Annotated in this window: 14 protein-coding genes; 6 read left to right on the top strand and 8 right to left on the bottom strand. The window is 59.3% G+C overall.

Going from position 1 to position 17,366, the window contains the following annotated elements; translation table 11 throughout:
- Window positions 1–35 precede the first annotated feature (35 nt).
- Together GGE33_RS24980 and GGE33_RS24975 are read right to left on the bottom strand one after the other, a co-directional pair.
- Window positions 36–1,592 carry a formate dehydrogenase beta subunit gene (locus GGE33_RS24980; RefSeq protein ID WP_183829509.1) on the bottom strand — a complete coding sequence of 519 codons (1,557 nt, stop codon included), beginning with the start codon at window positions 1,590–1,592 and terminating at the stop codon, window positions 36–38.
- The gene (locus GGE33_RS24975; protein ID WP_148143763.1) at window positions 1,589–2,068 is read right to left on the bottom strand and encodes a formate dehydrogenase subunit gamma; all 480 of its coding nucleotides are present in this window, start codon (window positions 2,066–2,068) and stop codon (window positions 1,589–1,591) included. Before GGE33_RS24975 ends, GGE33_RS24980 begins: the two co-directional genes overlap by 4 nt.
- A gap of 582 nt (window positions 2,069–2,650) precedes the next feature.
- Between GGE33_RS24975 and GGE33_RS24970 the strand changes: the two genes are divergently transcribed.
- The 4 genes from GGE33_RS24970 (at window position 2,651) to GGE33_RS24955 (ending at window position 7,972) form a co-directional block, all read left to right on the top strand.
- Window positions 2,651–4,249, top strand: coding sequence for a peptide ABC transporter substrate-binding protein (locus tag GGE33_RS24970; protein WP_148143762.1), 1,599 nt, complete (start codon window positions 2,651–2,653; stop codon window positions 4,247–4,249).
- Window positions 4,250–4,310: 61 nt separating this feature from the next.
- The gene (gene oppB, locus GGE33_RS24965; RefSeq protein ID WP_148143761.1) at window positions 4,311–5,234 is read left to right on the top strand and encodes an oligopeptide ABC transporter permease OppB; all 924 of its coding nucleotides are present in this window, start codon (window positions 4,311–4,313) and stop codon (window positions 5,232–5,234) included.
- Window positions 5,227–6,369: an ABC transporter permease gene (locus GGE33_RS24960; RefSeq protein ID WP_183829506.1), complete on the top strand. Its 1,143-nt coding sequence runs from the start codon at window positions 5,227–5,229 to the stop codon at window positions 6,367–6,369. The genes oppB and GGE33_RS24960 overlap by 8 nt, the downstream gene beginning before the upstream one ends.
- A gap of 1 nt (window position 6,370) precedes the next feature.
- Window positions 6,371–7,972: an ABC transporter ATP-binding protein gene (locus GGE33_RS24955; protein ID WP_183829503.1), complete on the top strand. Its 1,602-nt coding sequence runs from the start codon at window positions 6,371–6,373 to the stop codon at window positions 7,970–7,972.
- A gap of 489 nt (window positions 7,973–8,461) precedes the next feature.
- Here GGE33_RS24955 and GGE33_RS24950 read toward each other — a convergent pair whose 3' ends face one another.
- From GGE33_RS24950 to GGE33_RS24935, 4 genes are all read right to left on the bottom strand, one after another.
- Window positions 8,462–9,085, bottom strand: coding sequence for a nucleoside triphosphate hydrolase (locus tag GGE33_RS24950; protein WP_183829500.1), 624 nt, complete (start codon window positions 9,083–9,085; stop codon window positions 8,462–8,464).
- Window positions 9,082–9,888: an ATP-binding cassette domain-containing protein gene (locus GGE33_RS24945; protein ID WP_148143757.1), complete on the bottom strand. Its 807-nt coding sequence runs from the start codon at window positions 9,886–9,888 to the stop codon at window positions 9,082–9,084. Before GGE33_RS24945 ends, GGE33_RS24950 begins: the two co-directional genes overlap by 4 nt.
- Window positions 9,864–10,943, bottom strand: a complete 1,080-nt coding sequence (locus GGE33_RS24940) for an ABC transporter permease (protein WP_183829497.1) — start codon at window positions 10,941–10,943, stop codon at window positions 9,864–9,866. Before GGE33_RS24940 ends, GGE33_RS24945 begins: the two co-directional genes overlap by 25 nt.
- A 96-nt stretch (window positions 10,944–11,039) precedes the next feature.
- Complete coding sequence (locus GGE33_RS24935) at window positions 11,040–12,065, bottom strand: sugar ABC transporter substrate-binding protein (RefSeq protein WP_183829494.1); 1,026 nt, start codon at window positions 12,063–12,065, stop codon at window positions 11,040–11,042.
- A 221-nt stretch (window positions 12,066–12,286) separates the two neighbouring features.
- Between GGE33_RS24935 and GGE33_RS24930 the strand changes: the two genes are divergently transcribed.
- Together GGE33_RS24930 and GGE33_RS24925 are read left to right on the top strand one after the other, a co-directional pair.
- Window positions 12,287–13,519 carry an ROK family transcriptional regulator gene (locus GGE33_RS24930; RefSeq protein WP_148143754.1) on the top strand — a complete coding sequence of 411 codons (1,233 nt, stop codon included), beginning with the start codon at window positions 12,287–12,289 and terminating at the stop codon, window positions 13,517–13,519.
- 64 nt (window positions 13,520–13,583) lie between these two features.
- Complete coding sequence (locus GGE33_RS24925; protein WP_246436457.1) at window positions 13,584–14,510, top strand: alpha/beta hydrolase; 927 nt, start codon at window positions 13,584–13,586, stop codon at window positions 14,508–14,510.
- On the opposite strand, the gene msrA is transcribed toward GGE33_RS24925, so the two are convergent.
- Window positions 14,507–15,178, bottom strand: coding sequence for a peptide-methionine (S)-S-oxide reductase MsrA (gene msrA / locus GGE33_RS24920; protein WP_246436462.1), 672 nt, complete (start codon window positions 15,176–15,178; stop codon window positions 14,507–14,509). The two genes, GGE33_RS24925 and msrA, sit on opposite strands and share 4 nt — an antisense overlap.
- A gap of 108 nt (window positions 15,179–15,286) precedes the next feature.
- Window positions 15,287–17,287 carry a CocE/NonD family hydrolase gene (locus GGE33_RS24915; RefSeq protein ID WP_183829491.1) on the bottom strand — a complete coding sequence of 667 codons (2,001 nt, stop codon included), beginning with the start codon at window positions 17,285–17,287 and terminating at the stop codon, window positions 15,287–15,289.
- Window positions 17,288–17,366: the final 79 nt, after the last annotated feature.

Genomic DNA, 17,366 nt, shown 5'->3' with positions numbered 1-17,366 from the left:
AGTAAGCGACGCTGAAAAGAACAAGTCCAACCTCATCACTCCGCGGCCTCCACCAATGGAGCCGGCGAAAAATCCTCCGGGAAATGCGTCATCGCGCTCATCACCGGATAAGGAGTGAAACCGCCAAGTGCGCAGAGCGAACCGAACTTCATCGTGTTGCAGAGATCGACGAGCAGCGCCTTGTTCTTTTCCGGCTCGATACCCTGCCTGATCCTGTCTATCGTTTCGACGCCACGAGTGGAGCCGATCCGGCAGGGCGTGCACTTGCCGCAGCTTTCGATGGCGCAGAATTCCATGGCGAAGCGCGCCTGTTTCAGCATGTCGACGGTATCGTCGAACACGGTGATGCCGGCATGGCCGATCAGCCCGTCCTTCGCGGCAAAGGCTTCGTAATCGAACGGTGTGTCGAATAGTGCGCGCGGAAAATAGGCGCCGAGCGGGCCGCCCACCTGCACGGCTTTCACCGGTCGCCCCGTCGCAGTGCCGCCGCCGATATGATCGATGATCTCGCCGAGCGACAGGCCGAAAGCTGTCTCGAACAGGCCCCCATATTTAACATTGCCGGCGATCTGGATCGGGATCGTGCCGCGTGAGCGTCCCATGCCGAAATCCCGATAGAAAGCAGCGCCGCGATGCATGATGACCGGGATGGAGGCAAGCGAGATAACGTTGTTGACCACCGTCGGGCGACCGAGAAAACCTTGCAGGGCCGGCAAAGGCGGCTTTACGCGAACGATGCCGCGTTTTCCCTCCAGCGAGTTGAGCAGTGCGGTTTCCTCGCCGCAGACATAGGCGCCTGCGCCTGCGCGTATCTCGATGTCGAAGGCATGATCAGACCCAAGCACCGAGAGACCGAGAATGCCAGCTGCCCGGGCGATGCCGATTGCCTCGCTCATCGTGGTGATCGCATGCGGATATTCGGAGCGGGTATAGATGTATCCCCTGGTCGCACCGGTCGCGATGCCGGCGATCACCATGCCCTCGATCAGCACAAAGGGATCGCCTTCCATGATCATCCGGTCGGCAAAGGTGGCGCTGTCGCCCTCGTCGGCATTGCAGACGATATATTTTTGAGGCGCCACCGCCTCCATCACAGTCTTCCACTTGATGCCGGTAGGGAAACCGGCACCGCCGCGCCCTCGCAGCCCGCTTTCGGTGACCTGAGCCCCAATCTCGGCCCGCGGCATCGCGATAGCCTGTTCCAGTCCCTTCAGCCCCTGATAATGGCGATAATCATCGAGTGACAGCGGATCGGTCACGCCGCAGCGGGAGAAGGTCAGGCGGGTCTGCTGACGCAGGAAGGGGATTTCCTTCGTCAGCCCAAGACAGAGAGGATGGGCCTTGCCGGAGAGAAAACCGGCGTCGAAAAGGTCTTTTATATCCGAGGCTTTCACCGGCCCGTAAGCGACGCGACCGTGATCGGTGCGCACCTCCACCAGCGGTTCGAGCCAGAACATGCCGCGAGAGCCGTTGCGCACGATCCTGGCGTCAATACTGCGGGCAGCGATTTCGCTTGTGATTGCCGCTGCAACCTTCTCGGCTCCGAGCGCCAGGGATGCGGCATCGCGAGGGACGAAGATCGTTACCGTCATCGGCCCAGCCTCCCAACAATTTCGGAAAGACAGTGCTCGTCGACCCGGCCATAAACCTCGCCATCCAGCATGGCGGCAGGACCGCAGGCGCACAGACCCAAGCAATAGACCGGTTCGAGCATCACCGCTCCGTCAGGCGTCGTCTGGTGAAAATCAATCCCCAGCAACTGGCGAACGCGATCCGCGAGATTATCACAGCCCACCGATTGACAGGCTTCGGCTCGGCAGATTTTCAGAACATGCCGTCCACCCGGATGTTCACGAAATTCGGGATAGAAGGTGACGACGCCATGGACTTCCGCACGGGAGAGGTTGAGTTCATCGGCGATGACTGGCTTGACGATATCCGGTATGTAACCGAACTCCGCCTGAAGCGCGTGCAGAATGGGCAGCATCGGCCCTTCCAGATGCTTCCGGTCACGGATGATGTCGCGTGACCGCTGGGCGATCTCACCAGCGGAATTTCGCATGGTCATGGACGTGGCCTCCCGGCATATGCCGCAAACCTGTCCTCCTCGACGGTCTCCGGCATCCATTCCCCGATGGTAAGATCATTGGGGGATGCGAGAAAATGTCGCAACACGAAGCCTGCCCGTCAATAAACGAGATCGGTTACGCGATAGCGAACACCTATCAAGCCATTCCGCCAGATCATAACATTGTGGAGTAACGGTTCTTTTTGTGTTGCCAATGTAGGTACGGTACACACGCAAAAAGTGTCCTTTGGCTGACTGCAAATGCCGCCGCCGAAGATCGCTGCATACACCCATGAGCAATAAAATTTCGCCAACTCACCCAATGCGAGAGAAACGCTATCTTCGGCATATCTTCCCTGTACGTAAGATGTCTCTAATGGTCCTGGCGGCTCATCGGACGAGATGAATATGGCGGATGGCTTTCATCAAGTTCACATTTCTCTTATGCAACCTTGACGTTTTTCTTGCGTGCCACAGTTGTCTCCTTCGACTGTGACGCGATGAGAAAAGCCTTGCAGTCCATGCCTTTCTGTCATTCATTCCCGCAACTGATCCGGAATAAACTGGGAAAGGATACCGATCATGTCTTCTCGTCTTCTCAAACTTTCTGCGGCCGCGCTGCTGGGGTCAGTGCTCTTCGCCAGCGCTCCGGCCTTCGCCGAGGCAGTGCTTCATCGCGGCAATGCCGGCGAGCCCCAGACGCTCGATCAGGCGCAGACCTCGATCAATATCGAAGCCTTCATCCTCAAGGATCTTTACGAAGGTCTGACGATTTACGATGCTGCTGGCAAGATTATCCCGGGCGCTGCCGAGAGCTGGACACTGTCTGATGACGGTGTAACCTACACGTTTAAGCTGCGCGAAAATGCAAAGTGGTCGGATGGTACACCCGTTACTGCGCAGGACTTTGAGTTTTCCTTCAAGCGTGTAGAAGATCCGAAGACGGCAGCGAAATACGCCAATATTCTCTACCCGATCAAGAATGCCGAAGCGATCAACAACGGCAAGGCTGAGGTCGCTACCCTCGGCGTCAAGGCCGTCGACGACAAGACTTTCCAGATCACGCTCGAGCGCCCGACCCCGTTCTTCCTTGAGCTGCTGGCCCACCAGACCGCGCTGCCCGTTTCCAAAGCAAGTGTCGAGAAAAACGGTGCCGACTTCGTCAAGCCGGGTGTGATGGTGTCTAACGGCGCCTTCAAGCTGGTCAGCCATGTGCCAAATGATAGCCTCGTGGTCGAGAAGAACGAGAACCATTGGGACGCTGCCAACACCAAGCTCGACAAGGTGATCTTCTATCCGATCGACGACCAGGCTGCGTCCGTCCGTCGCTTCGAAGCGAAGGAAATGGATCTCGTCTTCAATTTCTCGGCCGACCAGATCGAGCGCCTGCGCGGCACCTACAAGGATCAAGTCCACGTTTCCCCGACGCTGGCCACCTACTACTACGCCTTCGACGGCAGTCAGGCACCCTATGACGACGTGCGCGTTCGTCAGGCACTTTCGATGGCTGTCGATCGTGACTTTCTCGCCAAGGAAATCTACAGCGGCTCGCAGATCCCGGCCTATTCGCTGGTCCCCCCGGGCATGGCAAGCTACGGTGAGCCGTCCAAGGCCGATTTCGCCACACTTTCGCAGCTTGATCGCGAGGACAAGGCGCTCGAACTGATGAAGGAAGCTGGTTACGGTGAAGGCGGCAAGCCGCTCGAAATCGAGATCCGCTACAATACCAACCCGAACCACGAGCGTGTCGCCACCGCCGTCGCCGACATGTGGAAGAACACTTTCAAAGCCAAGGTGACGATGACCAATCTCGACGTCTCGTCGCACTACGCTTACCTGCAGGAAGGCGGCAAGTTCAACGTTGCCCGCGCCGGCTGGGTTGCCGACTATGCGGATGCCGAAAACTTCCTGGCGCTGAACCTGTCGACCAACAAGACCTTCAATTACGGCAAGTACAACAACCCGGAATTCGACGCTCTGATGCAGAAGTCCTATGCGGAAGAGAACCCGGAAGCCCGCTCCAAGCTGCTGCACGAAGCCGAAGCGCTTCTATCGCGTGACCAGCCGGTCGCGCCTCTGCTTACCCAGGCTGATCTCTGGCTCGTGTCCAACCGCGTTTCCGGCTGGGAGGACAATGCTGCCAACGAGCACCTGAGCCGCTTCCTCAGCGTTTCCGAATAACATCCATCATCCGAGACGGCGCCCGCCTAACCGCGGGCGCCGTTTTGCAGGAGACACCCGCATGCTGGCTTTTGTCCTGCGCCGCCTTGCGAGCGCCGTACCGACGCTGTTTATCGTCGTCACCATTTCCTTCTTCCTGATGCGCTTTGCGCCAGGTGGCCCGTTCAATCTGGAGCGCCCGCTTCCGCCCGCAACGATGGAAAACATCATGCGGACCTATCAGCTCGACCAGCCCCTGTGGCGGCAATATGTAACCTACATATCCAATGCCGTTCAGGGCGATTTCGGCCCGAGCTACATCTACAAGGACAACACGGTCGCCGAACTGATCAGCAAGGGCCTGCCCTATTCTATGGAACTCGGCTTTTTCGCGCTTCTCCTGGCTCTGGTCGGCGGCGTCACGCTTGGCACGATTGCTGCCCTTCGCCAGAACAGCGTGCTCGATTTCTCCATCATGTCCCTCGCGACCGTCGGCACGACAATTCCGAATTTCGTCGTTGGCCCGGTTCTGACGCTGATCTTCGCTATCGTCTTCTCGCTGCTGCCGGCCGGCGGCTGGGGTGACGGTTCGTTCCGTTATTTGCTCCTGCCGATGATCGCCTTGGCGCTGCCGCAGCTTGCCGTTTTTGCTCGTCTTACCCGCGGCTCGATGATCGAGGCGCTGCATGCCGACCATATCCGCACAGCTCGGGCCTACGGTTTGCCGCCGCGGATCGTCGTCATCACCCATGCCATGCGCGGCGCGCTTCTGCCGGTCGTCTCCTATCTCGCGCCCTGCGCTGCGGCGCTGATGACCGGTTCCGCCGTGGTCGAGACGATCTTCACCATTCCCGGCATCGGCCGCTATTTCGTGCTCGGCGCGCTCAACCGCGATTATACGCTGGTCATGGGCACGGTCGTGCTGATCGCCATCTTCGTCATCGTTTTCAATCTCGTGGTCGATCTCATTTACGGCCTGCTCGATCCGAGGGTTCGCCATGACTGATATCGTCACTAATCCTGCGCCCGCGCAGCCGGAAAGCCCGGACAACAAAAGCCGCAGCCTGTTTCAGCTGGCAGCCCTTCGCTTCCGTCGCAACAAGGCTGCGATGGCCGGCTGCGTGATGATGGTGCTGATCGCGCTGTTTTCCTACATCGGCCCGTTCTTCGTGCCGCACAGCTATGACCAGGTTTATTCCTCCTACGTCTCCGTCGGCCCGAGCCTTGAGCCACGGCCGGATGAGGCGTCGCTGGAAGATGCGATGCGTGGCGTTGCCACCCGCGCCCGCGTCAATCTCGATGAGTTCAATGTTGAAGGACAGACATTTACCGCAACATTGAGCGCCGAAAACCCGATCGATCCGCGCGCAACCCGCTATTTCGACCGTGCCAACGAGTTCAAAAACACCAAGGTCGTCGCAACCGAAAACGACGGGCGCGAGCTGAAGGTCGAAGGCAATGTCAGCCGCGAGTATTTCTTCTTCGGCACGGACCCTAACGGTCGTGACATGCTTGCCCGCGTCATGCTCGGCGGCCAGATTTCGATTGCTGTCGGCCTGCTTGCCAGTCTCGTCTCGCTCGGCATCGGCGTGCTCTATGGCGCGACATCGGGTTATCTCGGCGGTCGCGTCGACAATGTGATGATGCGCTTCGTCGAGATCCTCTATTCGCTGCCTTTCGTCTTTCTGGTCGTGGTGCTCGTCGTCTTTTTCGGCCGTTCCTTCATCCTCATCTTCCTCGTCATCGGCGCGGTGGAATGGCTGGACATGGCCCGTATCGTGCGCGGTCAGACACTGGCATTGAAGCGTCGGGAATTCGTCGGTGCCGCCCAGGCACTCGGATTGAGCGACTGGCAGATCATCCGCCGGCATATCATTCCGAACACGATCGGCCCGGTCATCGTCTTCGTTACCGTCGTCGTGCCGAAAGTGATCCTTCTCGAGAGTTTTCTTTCCTTCCTCGGCCTTGGGGTTCAGGCGCCGCTGACGAGCTGGGGGGCGCTGATCTCCGAAGGAGCAAGCAATATCCAGTCGGCTCCGTGGCTGTTGATCTTCCCGTCCATCTTCTTCGTGGCAACGCTCTTCTCGCTGAACTTCATCGGCGATGGCCTGCGCGATGCACTTGACCCGAAGGACCGCTGATATGACCGGGACAGAAGAAAACATCCTTTCCATCCGCGATTTAAAAGTCGATTTCTCGACGCCGGACGGGACCGTGAATGCGGTCAAGGGCATCGGTTTCGATATCAAGGCCGGTGAAACACTCGCCGTCGTAGGCGAAAGCGGTTCCGGCAAGAGCCAGACCATGATGGGTATCATGGGCCTGCTCGCCAAGAACGGCGGCGTGACCGGTTCGGCGAAATATCGCGGCAAGGAGCTTGTCGGTCTGCCGAAGAGCGAGCTGAACAAGGTGCGCGGTGCCAAGATCACCATGATCTTCCAGGAGCCGATGACTTCGCTCGATCCGCTCTATACGATCGGCCGGCAGATTGCCGAGCCGATCCTCTATCACCGTGGCGGCTCAGGGGCGCAGGCGCGCGCCCGCGTGCTGGAACTGCTGGAGCTGGTCGGCATTCCCGATCCGGCGCGCCGGATCGACAGTTATCCGCACGAGCTTTCCGGCGGCCAGCGCCAGCGCGTGATGATCGCCATGGCACTCGCCAACGAGCCGGACGTGCTGATCGCAGATGAGCCGACCACCGCTCTGGACGTGACGATCCAGGCGCAGATCCTGAAACTCCTGCGCTCGCTGCAGGAGCGGTTCGGCATGGCAATCGTGCTGATCACCCACGATCTCGGTATAGTGCGCCATTTTGCCGAACGCGTCGTCGTCATGCGCCGCGGCGAAGTGGTGGAGCAGGGAACGACGGAGCAGATCTTCGAGAACCCGACCTCTTCCTATACCCGCATGCTGATCGATGCCGAGCCGCATGGCCGCAAGGCGCCGCCGGCAGACAATGCCCCGATAATTCTCGAGGGCCGGGACGTGGTCGTCGATTTCGATATCGGCAAAGGGTTTCTGTCCAAAGGTCCGCGTACCTTCCGTGCCGTCAATGGCGTCACCGTGAGACTGCAGGAAGGCCAGACGATCGGTGTCGTCGGCGAATCGGGTTCCGGAAAATCGACGCTCGGGCGCGCGCTTTTAAGGCTCCTGCCGAGCGACGGTGCATACCGCTTCGGCAAACAGGACATCTCGCGGCACGATCGCCGCCAGATGCGTTCGCTGCGCAAGGAGATGCAGCTCGTCTTCCAGGATCCCTACGGTTCGCTTTCGCCGCGCCAGACTGTCGGTGAGGTTATCACCGAAGGCCTGCTTGTCCACGAGCCTGGCTTGAGCAAGGCCGATCGCGACCGGCGCGCCATCGCGGCGCTTCAGGAGGTCGGCCTCGATCCGGCAGCACGCAACCGCTATCCGCACGAATTCTCCGGCGGCCAGCGGCAGCGTATTGCGATTGCCCGCGCGATGATCCTCAAGCCGCGTGTCGTCATCCTCGATGAGCCGACATCGGCTCTCGACCGGTCGGTTCAGGGGCAGGTGATCGATTTGCTGCGCAAGCTGCAGGCCGATCACAATCTCTCCTACGTCTTCATAAGTCACGACCTGTCGGTGGTCAAAGCCATCTCGGACTATGTGATCGTGATGAAAAACGGCGAGATCGTCGAACAGGGCGAAACGGATGCGATCTTCGAGGCCCCAAAGGCCGATTATACGAAGGCGCTGATCGGCGCGGCTTTCAGCGTATAGTACAAGTCGATCGGGACATTCTTAAAAAAAAGGGTGCGCATCGTCGCGCCCTTTTCCATGTCTGGATATCGGTATGCCGGTTGTCGGAGGAATTGGTTCTGCTCTTTGAGACAGCACGATCGAGTAGTCGATCGCGTCTACCGATACTGCAAATCGGCCTTAATTTGCTGGTCTTGTCGTGCTGGAAGCGAACCGATGCTGCGGCGGCTCTGGCTATTGCCACATTTGTGAGCATTGAAGAGTCGTAGTGTCGTTAGCTAGGCGCTTAGCGCATAGCTCCGCTGCAGCAATATCGCTTCTAAAGAATCGGTTCACCTGTATGATGACTACATCAGAGCGATGCTCCTCCTCCCGCAGACCTCTGATTTTCAGGCGACCTACTCCTCCTCCCAAGGGCGCCTGATCGAGCAGCGACACTCCTCCTCCCAGTCGCTGTTCAAATCTTTTCGAAAAGCCTGCCGCACCTCCTCCCGCGGCAGGCTTTTTCGTTTAATCGGCCAGAATTATATCGGCTCCACGGCAATGGTCTCTGACCAAGGCACCGTTTTTCAGGTCGTTCCCTTGCGTTTTTGCCCGGGCCGCCTCTTCGCTCAATCCGTAACCGCGCCAGCGATCCATAAGCCGTTCCTCGAGTGTCGCGACGGGGGGAGAGATGAGGATCTCGTAGTCGAATTCGCCGTCCAGCGCCGACCAGGGAGCGCGATCGAGAAGCAGGTAGTTTCCCTCGACAAGAACGAACCGCGTCGAAACTTCGATGACGCGCGATGCGGTGATGGCGAGTTCCCGGGATCGATCGAATACCGGCACCAGCACTTCTCCTTCCGCCACCCTGACCGAGCGAATGATGTCGAGAAAGCCGCGTACGTCGAACGTTTCAGGCGCGCCTTTACGGGAGAGCAGGCCCTTTTCCTGCAGGACACCATTGTCCATGTGAAAGCCATCCATCGGTAGGACTTCGGCGCTTTCGCAAAGCGCCTGCAACGCCACTACAAGTGCGTCGGCGAGCGTGGATTTTCCGGCACCCGGCGGGCCGGCAATCGCGACGATAAAACGTCGCTTATCGCCCGCACGGTTGATGAGTGTGCGGGCGATCTCTTCGGTGGTCATTGTCATGCGGCAAGCGGCTCCGGCGCCTTTGCGCCGGTCATGAAGGCGACGGCGTCCGACATCGTATAATCCTTGGGATTGATGACGGTAAGACGTTTTCCCAGCCTATGGATGTGGATGCGGTCGGCGATCTCGAAGACATGCGGCATGTTGTGGGAAATCAGCACGATCGGAATGCCACGCGAGCGCACGTCGAGGATCAGCTCCAGCACACGCCGGCTTTCCTTGACGCCGAGTGCTGCCGTCGGCTCATCAAGGATGATGACCTTGGAACCGAAGGCCGCTGCCCGCGCCACCGCCACGCCCTGGCGCTGACCGCCAGACAGCGTTTCCACGGCCTGGTTGATGTTCTGGATGGTCATCAGCCCAAGCTCGGAGAGCTTTTCACGCGCCATCTTTTCCATGGCGCCGTGGTCGAGTTTGCGCAGAACCTTACCCATGAAGCCGGGCTTGCGGATTTCGCGGCCGAGAAACATGTTGTCGGCGATCGAAAGCGCCGGCGACAGCGCGAGGTTCTGGTAGACGGTTTCGATACCGGCTTTGCGGGCCTCGATCGGCGAGGCGAAATGGACGAGTTCTCCGTCCATGCGGATCTCGCCCTCGTCGGGGCGGATCGCACCGGAAATCGCCTTGATCAGCGACGACTTTCCGGCGCCGTTGTCGCCGATCACGGCGAGGATTTCGCCGGGATAGAGATCGAAATCGGCATTATCGATGGCGGTGACACGACCGTAACGCTTGACGAGATTGCGACCAGTGAGGATGGGTTTGCGTGTGTCGGTCATCAGCGTGAAGCCTTTCTGATCCATTGGTCGGCTGCGACGGCGACGATGATGAGGACGCCGATCAGGAGATAGGTCCATTGCACATCGGTGCCGAGCAGGCGCAGGCCGAGCGAAAAGACGCCAACGATCAGCGCGCCGAACATCATGCCGAGAATGGAGCCGCGGCCGCCGAAGAGTGAGATGCCGCCGATCACCACGGCGGTGATCGATTCGATATTGGCAAACTGGCCGGCGGTTGGCGACACGGAGCCGATGCGGCCGATCAGCGCCCAGCCTGCCAGCGCGCAGATGACGCCCGATAGCACATAGACGGAAATCAGCATGCGCTGCACGTTGACGCCGGAAAGATCGGCTGCTTCCGGATCGTCGCCGACTGCGTAGAGATGCCTTCCCCAGGCGGTGTGGTTGAGCACGTACCAGAGCACTGCGACGAGAAGGATCATGGCGATCACGCCGTAGGTGAAGACCGCGCCGCCGAACTTGAAGGTTTCTCCAAAGAATTGGAGAATTGGGGCAGTACTTTCGATTTCTTGCGAGCGAATGGTCTCGTTGGCGGAATAGAGAAAGTTGCTGGCAAGCACGATCTGCCACATGCCCAGCGTGACGATGAAGGGGGGCAGTTTCACCCTGGCGATCAAAACGCCGTTGATGAAACCGCAAAGCGCACCGGTTGCAAAACCACAGAGGATCGCGAGTTCTGGCGGCAGGCCGTAGCGGAAGGTGAATTGCCCCATCACTACCGACGACAGGACCATGATGGCGCCGACCGAAAGATCGATACCGGCAGTCATGATGACCAGCGACTGGGCTGCCCCGACGATCCCGGTGATCGCCACCTGCTGCAGGATCAGCGTCAGCGAGAAGGCGGAGAAAAACTTGCCGCCAAGCGTCAGGCCGAACACGATCAACGACACGACCAGCACGATCAGCGATACGGCGGACGGGTTGGAATGCAGAAAGTGACGGAACTTGTGAAGGAAGGACGGCTTGTCCTGTTCGAAGGATGCTACATCCTTCGAACTGTCCTTGAGCACTTTTTCATAGTCGTGATGCGGTGCGCTTGCCACTGGCTCGCTCATGAAATCCTCCCGCTTTTGTCGATGCCCGGTTCAGGCCGGGTTGCCGTGGCAGGCCGGTGGAACAGGTCCACCGGCCCGCAAGGATTTGCTAAAGGCTTAGCCCCAGCACTTGTTCAGGCCTTCCTTGGTGTCGATCGACTTGATCGACGGCACCGGCTTGTCGGTGACCAGCGTTACGCCGGTATCGAAGAAGTTCTTGCCTTCGGTCGGCTTCGGCTTTTCGCCGCTATCGGCAAACTTCTTGATCGCCTCGATGCCGAGTGCCGCCATCTGCAGCGGATATTGCTGCGAGGTGGCGCCGATCGCGCCATCGGCGACGTTCTTGACGCCCGGGCAACCGCCGTCGACCGAGACGATCAGCACGTCCTTCTCGCGGCCGACCGATTTCAGCGCCTCATAGGCGCCGGCGGCAGCCGGTTCGTTGATCGTGTGGACGACGTTGATGGTCGGGTCCTTCTGCAGAAGGTTTTCCATCGCGGTGCGGCCACCTTCTTCATTGCCGTTGGTGATATCGTGTCCGACGATGCGTGGATCGTCCTCGTCACCGATCTTGTTCGGATCCTTCGGGTCGATGCCGAAACCGATCATGAAACCCTGGTCGCGAAGAATGTCGACGGAAGGCTGCGATGGGGTAAGATCGAGGAAGGCCACCTTGGCTTCCTTGGCGGCGTCACCCAGCGTATCCTTGGCCCATTGACCGATCAGCTTGCCGGCCAGCAGATTGTCGGTGGCGAAGGTCATGTCGGCGGCGTCGATCGGCTCCAGAGGCGTGTCGAGCGCGATTACCAGCAGGCCGGCGTCACGTGCCTTCTTGAGATTCGGCACGATGCCCTTGGTGTCGGAGGCGGTGATCAGGATGCCCTTGGCGCCATCCGCGATGCAGGTCTCGATCGCCGCCACCTGGCTTTCACTGTCGCCATCGATCTTGCCGGCATAGGATTTCAGCGAGACGCCGAGTTCTTTTGCCTTGGCGGTCGCACCTTCCTTCATCTTGACGAAGAAGGGGTTGGTATCTGTCTTGGTAATCAGGCAGGCCGAAACGTCTGCGGCCTGGGCCGGTGCTGAAAATACTACGCCAAGCGCCAGCGCCCCGAATGACAGGGACAATACAGATTTTTTCATGATCTCCTCCCAGAGACGAAGTCCGCTCGCTGCGGACGGGTTCGCTTTAGAATGCAGTCCGGATCGTGCCCCAGTGCCTCCTCCGGGTGTTCCCGCGTTCTTACAATCGTCAATAATCGCGAAAGAAATTCGTCTGTCAATAATTAATTCCGATTGAATTATTTATTCTGTCTTGTCATGCTATGTCCAACGTGAGAGAGCGAAGGCAAGGGAGGTGCTGGATGTCGATCACCGATGGCCCGCTTTCCGGGCCTGTTTCTTCTGCCGGTTTTTCCGGTGGTTCCAACCAGACGCGGGTGCGCGCCTATAACGAGCGGCTGGTCCTGTCGTTGGTCAGGCTGCATGGTGCGCTGTCGAAGGCAGATATTACCCGGCTCAGCGGCCTTTCGGCACAGACGGCCTCGGTCATCATGCGGGCGCTGGAGAAAGATGGTCTGCTGCTTCGCGGCGAGCCGGTGCGGGGGCGTGTCGGCCAACCTTCTATACCCATGCGTCTCAACCCGGATGCCGTCCTGTCCTTCGGTGTGAAGATAGGCCGTCGCAGCGCCGATCTGGTGCTGATGGATTTCGTCGGTAATATCCGCAAGCGCTATCACGAGACCTATGCCTATCCGCTGCCGCAGGAGATTCTGCGGATCATCACCTCGGGCATTGCCGATATCGAAGCGCAGATGAGCGGCGAGGAGCAGGCGCGGATCGCCGGCATCGGCATCGCTGCGCCGTTCGAGTTGTGGAATTGGGCCGACGAGATTGGCGCGCCATCGGGCGCCATGGAGGTTTGGCGCGGCTTCGATCTCCAGGCCGAAGTTGCGTCGCGCGTCGCTCACTCCGTCTATCTGCAGAATGACGCGACCAGCGCTTGTGGTGCGGAGCTGGTATTCGGTGTCGGGCCTACCTATCCGGATTTCATCTATCTGTTCATCGGCTCGTTCATCGGCGGCGGCATCGTGTTGAATTCGAGCATTTTTTCGGGCCGTACGGGCACTGCCGGGGCCGTCGGGCCGCTGCCGGTGCGGGGCAGGAATGGCGAAAATCGCCAGCTTCTCGATATCGCCTCGATCTTCGTACTGGAGAACATGCTGAGAGATCGCGGCATCGATCCGCAGCCGCTCTGGTATTCGGCCGATGACTGGGTCGATTTCGGCCAGCCGCTAGAGCTCTGGGTCCAGGCGACAGCTGCCGCATTGGCGCAGGCCATCGTCGCGGCCGCTTCGATCATCGATTTCGGTGCGGCGGTCATCGATGGTGGCTTTCCGGGCTGGGTGAGGAAACGCATCGTCGATGCGACGATCGAGGCGGTTGCCCGGCTCGACCTTCGCGGTGTCGTCATTCCCGATATCATCCAGGGCAAGGTCGGATCGCAGGCGCGCGCGATCGGTGGCGCCAGCCTGCCCATCTTCGCCCGGTACCTGACGGATCAGTCGGTGCTGCTCAAGGATTTCAACGGAGAGTGAGAGCCGTTCTTACTCTTGCAGCATACCGTCATCTTGCCTAGCCTTTGGTCCTCGGAGAAACAGGATGAATGAGGCCATGGAGACCAGCGAGACACATTCGCCGATGCCGAGCGAGCCGGGTATTCTTGAGTTTCTCGATGTCTGCAACAGCTTTTATCCCCCCGACGCCGTGAATGCGCCGATTGCGCAGCAGCGCGTCTGGTATGATGCGCTCTGTGCCCGTTTCGACCGGCCGCTGCCCAAGGGGATGATCTTTCAGGATGAGGTTTTGTTCGCGCCGATCCGGCGCTACCGACCTGCGCATCTCACTACGAAAACCGTTTTGCTCTATCTGCATGGCGGCGGCTTTGTCGTCGGCTCTCTGGAGAGCCATCATGCGATCTGTGCCGAGGTTGCCGAGTTGGCCCAAGCGGAGCTCATTTCTGTCGATTATCGTCTCGCGCCGGAACACGTCTGGCCTGTTCAGACGGATGATTGTTACGGCGTGCTGAAGCAGCTTATCGGGCAGGGTAGCAAGATCGTGGTGATCGGCGACAGTGCTGGCGGCAATCTTGCTGCCGGCCTCTCAATTCGGGCGCGTGACGAAAACCTTCCCGGCATTATAGGTCAGGTGCTCATTTACCCCGCGCTTGGCGGCGATCTTGTTTCAGGTTCGTATCGAGAAATGGCGAATGCGCCGGGGTTGACGACCGCCGATGTCGCCTATTATCGCGCAGTGCTAAAAGCGCCGGAAATTGAGCCGGTGGCGCATCCGCTTCTATCAAGCGATCTTTCCGGGCTTCCGCCTGCCTATATCACCGTGGCGCATTTCGATCCGCTGCGTGATGATGGCCGGCTCTATGCAGCGCGGCTGAACCAATGGGGTGTCTCCGCAAGCTTTCGCGACGAGCCGCAAATGGTCCACGGATGGCTTCGCGCCCGGCATATGAGCGAGGGCGCACGAGACGGTTTCAAGACGCTGTGCGAAGCGATCCGAGCGTTTGCCGCCTAGGTCTTCGCCTTGGAGACAAGTACCGGATTGGCCCTGAAGGCTGCCGGGAAGATGGTCTTCAGATTATCGATCTTCGGCATGTCGTTATAAACGATATAGGGGTGGTTCGGATTGAGCGTCAGGAAATCCTGATGGTATTTTTCTGCCGGATAAAAGCCTTCCAGCTTCGAAAGCTTGGTCACGATCGGCGCATGAAACAGCCCGGTTCTGTCCAGTTGGGCGATGTAGGCTGCGGCAACTTTCTGCTGTTCAGCGCTGGCGGTAAAAATCGCTGATCGGTACTGCGTGCCCTGATCCGGCCCCTGATAATTCAACTGGGTCGGGTTATGGGCGACGGAGAAAAACACCTGCAGCAGTGTGCCGTAGCTCACCTCGTGCGGATCGAAGGTCACTTCCACCGCCTCCGCATGGCCCGTCTCGCCCAGGCTGACGGTCTCGTAACTGGCCGTTTCCTTCGCGCCGCCGGAATATCCCGAGACCGCGTTCTTCACGCCCTTGACATGCTGGAACACGGCCTGAACGCCCCAGAAACAGCCGCCGGCAAAAACTGCGGTCTCGCTGCTGCCCTTGGCTGCCTCATCAATGGCGGGAGCCGGGATAACCACCGCCGCTTCTGCAGCAAACGCGGATGTTGCTGGAGCGGCAAGCAGCAGCAAGGCGAATGTCATTCCAAGGTTTTTGCGCGCAAATATCGTCATGGCAGCTTCTCCAGTTGCCATGACTGTGTTCCTCGCCAAGCTTCCGGTCAACTCACATAGATGTGGCGAACCTGACCGTCACATGAGGTCACGCGGTATCGCTTTCTCGAATGTCTTTTCGAAGATTTGTTTTTCCCCGTGATAGGCCAGAACCGAAGCGCTGATCAGCCAATCCTTGTCCGTGCAGGCTACGTTGGCTGTCGACACGGTACGTATCGACCAGTTGGAGCGGCTCATGTCGCAGGTCCAGACGCAGGTTCCTGTCATAGACAGTGGATCGTCCGGGCTGATCGACCAGGTTTCCTCGCGGCGCTGGCAGGTGGCAAGGCCGGTGCCGGGATGTTCGAAAAGTCCGGTATCCTCGGTCACCTGATAGCGCGTCTCGTTGGCAGCAAGGTCGCGGGTTACGCTGCGGCGCGTTTCAGCCGGTGCATGTTCGATATATTTCGGCAGCGGATCCGGATTGTCAGGCTGCTTCATCTCGAAGGTCTCATGGCGCCCAAGAAGCGGCATGGCGAGACCAAGCGAAGCGATATCGATCGTCACGCCGGAATCGACCGGCGGCGGTAGAACCATCGGCCAATAGGCCGTCGAAAGCGATAGCCGGATTCTGTGCCCTTCGCCAAAACGATAACCGCAGGTATCGAGTTCAAGCCGGATCGTTACCGGCTCGCCGGGTGTCAGCGGCTTCGGCTCTTCGTTGCCGTCACGATGGGCAAGGTTGATGACGCCGAACGAAATGCGTGTCGCGGTGCCGTCGGGATGGATATCGACGAGGCGGGCACACAGATTGGCGAGCTCGGCATCGGCGCGGAGCGTCAGCGTGATGACCGGGCGACCGAGATAGGTTTTCGACTGCGCCAGCGGTGCCGTCTCAAAGGTCAGCGATCCGGCGTCATCGCTGCGCTGGTCGCCGGCCAGTTCCGCATCCGGTTTCAGTGTGAACCATTCACCGGCGGCTGTTCCGGTGTCGAGTGGGGATTTCAGATAAACGTTATGCTTCGGCGCATGGCGGATAGGCATGCCTTCAAGCAGTGTTCCGAACTGATCGATATAGAAACACTCGGCTTCCGGTGCGCTCCAGCGGTCTTTCGAGATCCAGAAACCCGGATCGGCATCACGTCTGACAGCAGGCTTCGGACCGTCGAGAATATAGGCACGCATCTGCGGCAGCTGGTCGATGCCGTTGTTCTCGCCGCGCAGCCAGCGGTTCCAGAAGGCGATGGCCTCGCCAAGGAAATCGGCGCGTGGTTTCGGCCAGGCAAAATGCGGGTATTTGTGGACCCATGGGCCGACAAGCGCCTTGGCCTTTTCGCCCAGTCCCTCAACCGCCAGAAACGGGGTGTTGCGATAACCATCGGCCCAACCGGCAATTACCAGAGCCGGGATTTCGAAAGCGGAATAGTCCTCGCAGATCGAACCGTGTTTCCAGAATGCATCGCGGCGCTGGTGAGAGAGCCATTCCTCCATGAAGAAGGGTTCGTTTTCCAGCCGCTCCACCCACATGTCGAGCCAGCGGTCACCGACGATTTCCGGATCGGGCGAGCGGGATTGGTAGGCAAGCATGGTTGCCGCCCAGGAGAGCTGGGCCGAGAGATGACAGCCATTCTTGTAATGGATATCGTCATTGTAGCGATCGGTAGTGGAGGCGATCGAGATCACCGCCTTCAAGGCTGGCGGGCGAAGCGCTGCGACTTGCAGGCTGTTGAAGCCGCCCCAGGAGATACCCATCATGCCGACCGAACCGTTCGACCAGGGTTGTTCGGCAATCCAGGCGATCAGCTCGCAGGCATTCGCCAGTTCCAGCTCGGTATACTCGCCGTCGATCACCCCGTCGGATTCGCCCGAGCCGCGGATATCGACACGCAATCCGGCAATACCTGACGCGGCAAAGACCGGATAAGTGGATTCGTCGCGCGGGCTGGTTCCGTCGCGTTTTCGATAGGGCAGGAATTCGAAGACCGCAGGCACCGGATCGGCTTCTGTTCCATCCGGCATCCAGATGCGGGCGGCAAGCCGGGTCCCGTCCTTCAGCCTGATCCACTGGTTTTCGATAACGGTGAAGGGGCGGTCGTTCATCTGTTCAGATCCTAAAAGCAAACTCTGTGCGGGATTTGCCCCTCACCTTCCCCCTCTCGATGGTGGAAAGGGAAACGAG

Source organism: Aliirhizobium cellulosilyticum (assembly GCF_014198105.1).
GTDB lineage: Bacteria > Pseudomonadota > Alphaproteobacteria > Rhizobiales > Rhizobiaceae > Neorhizobium > Neorhizobium cellulosilyticum.
The sequence above is the reverse complement of the archived record's forward strand: the minus strand, read 5'-3'. Positions and strand labels throughout refer to the sequence as shown.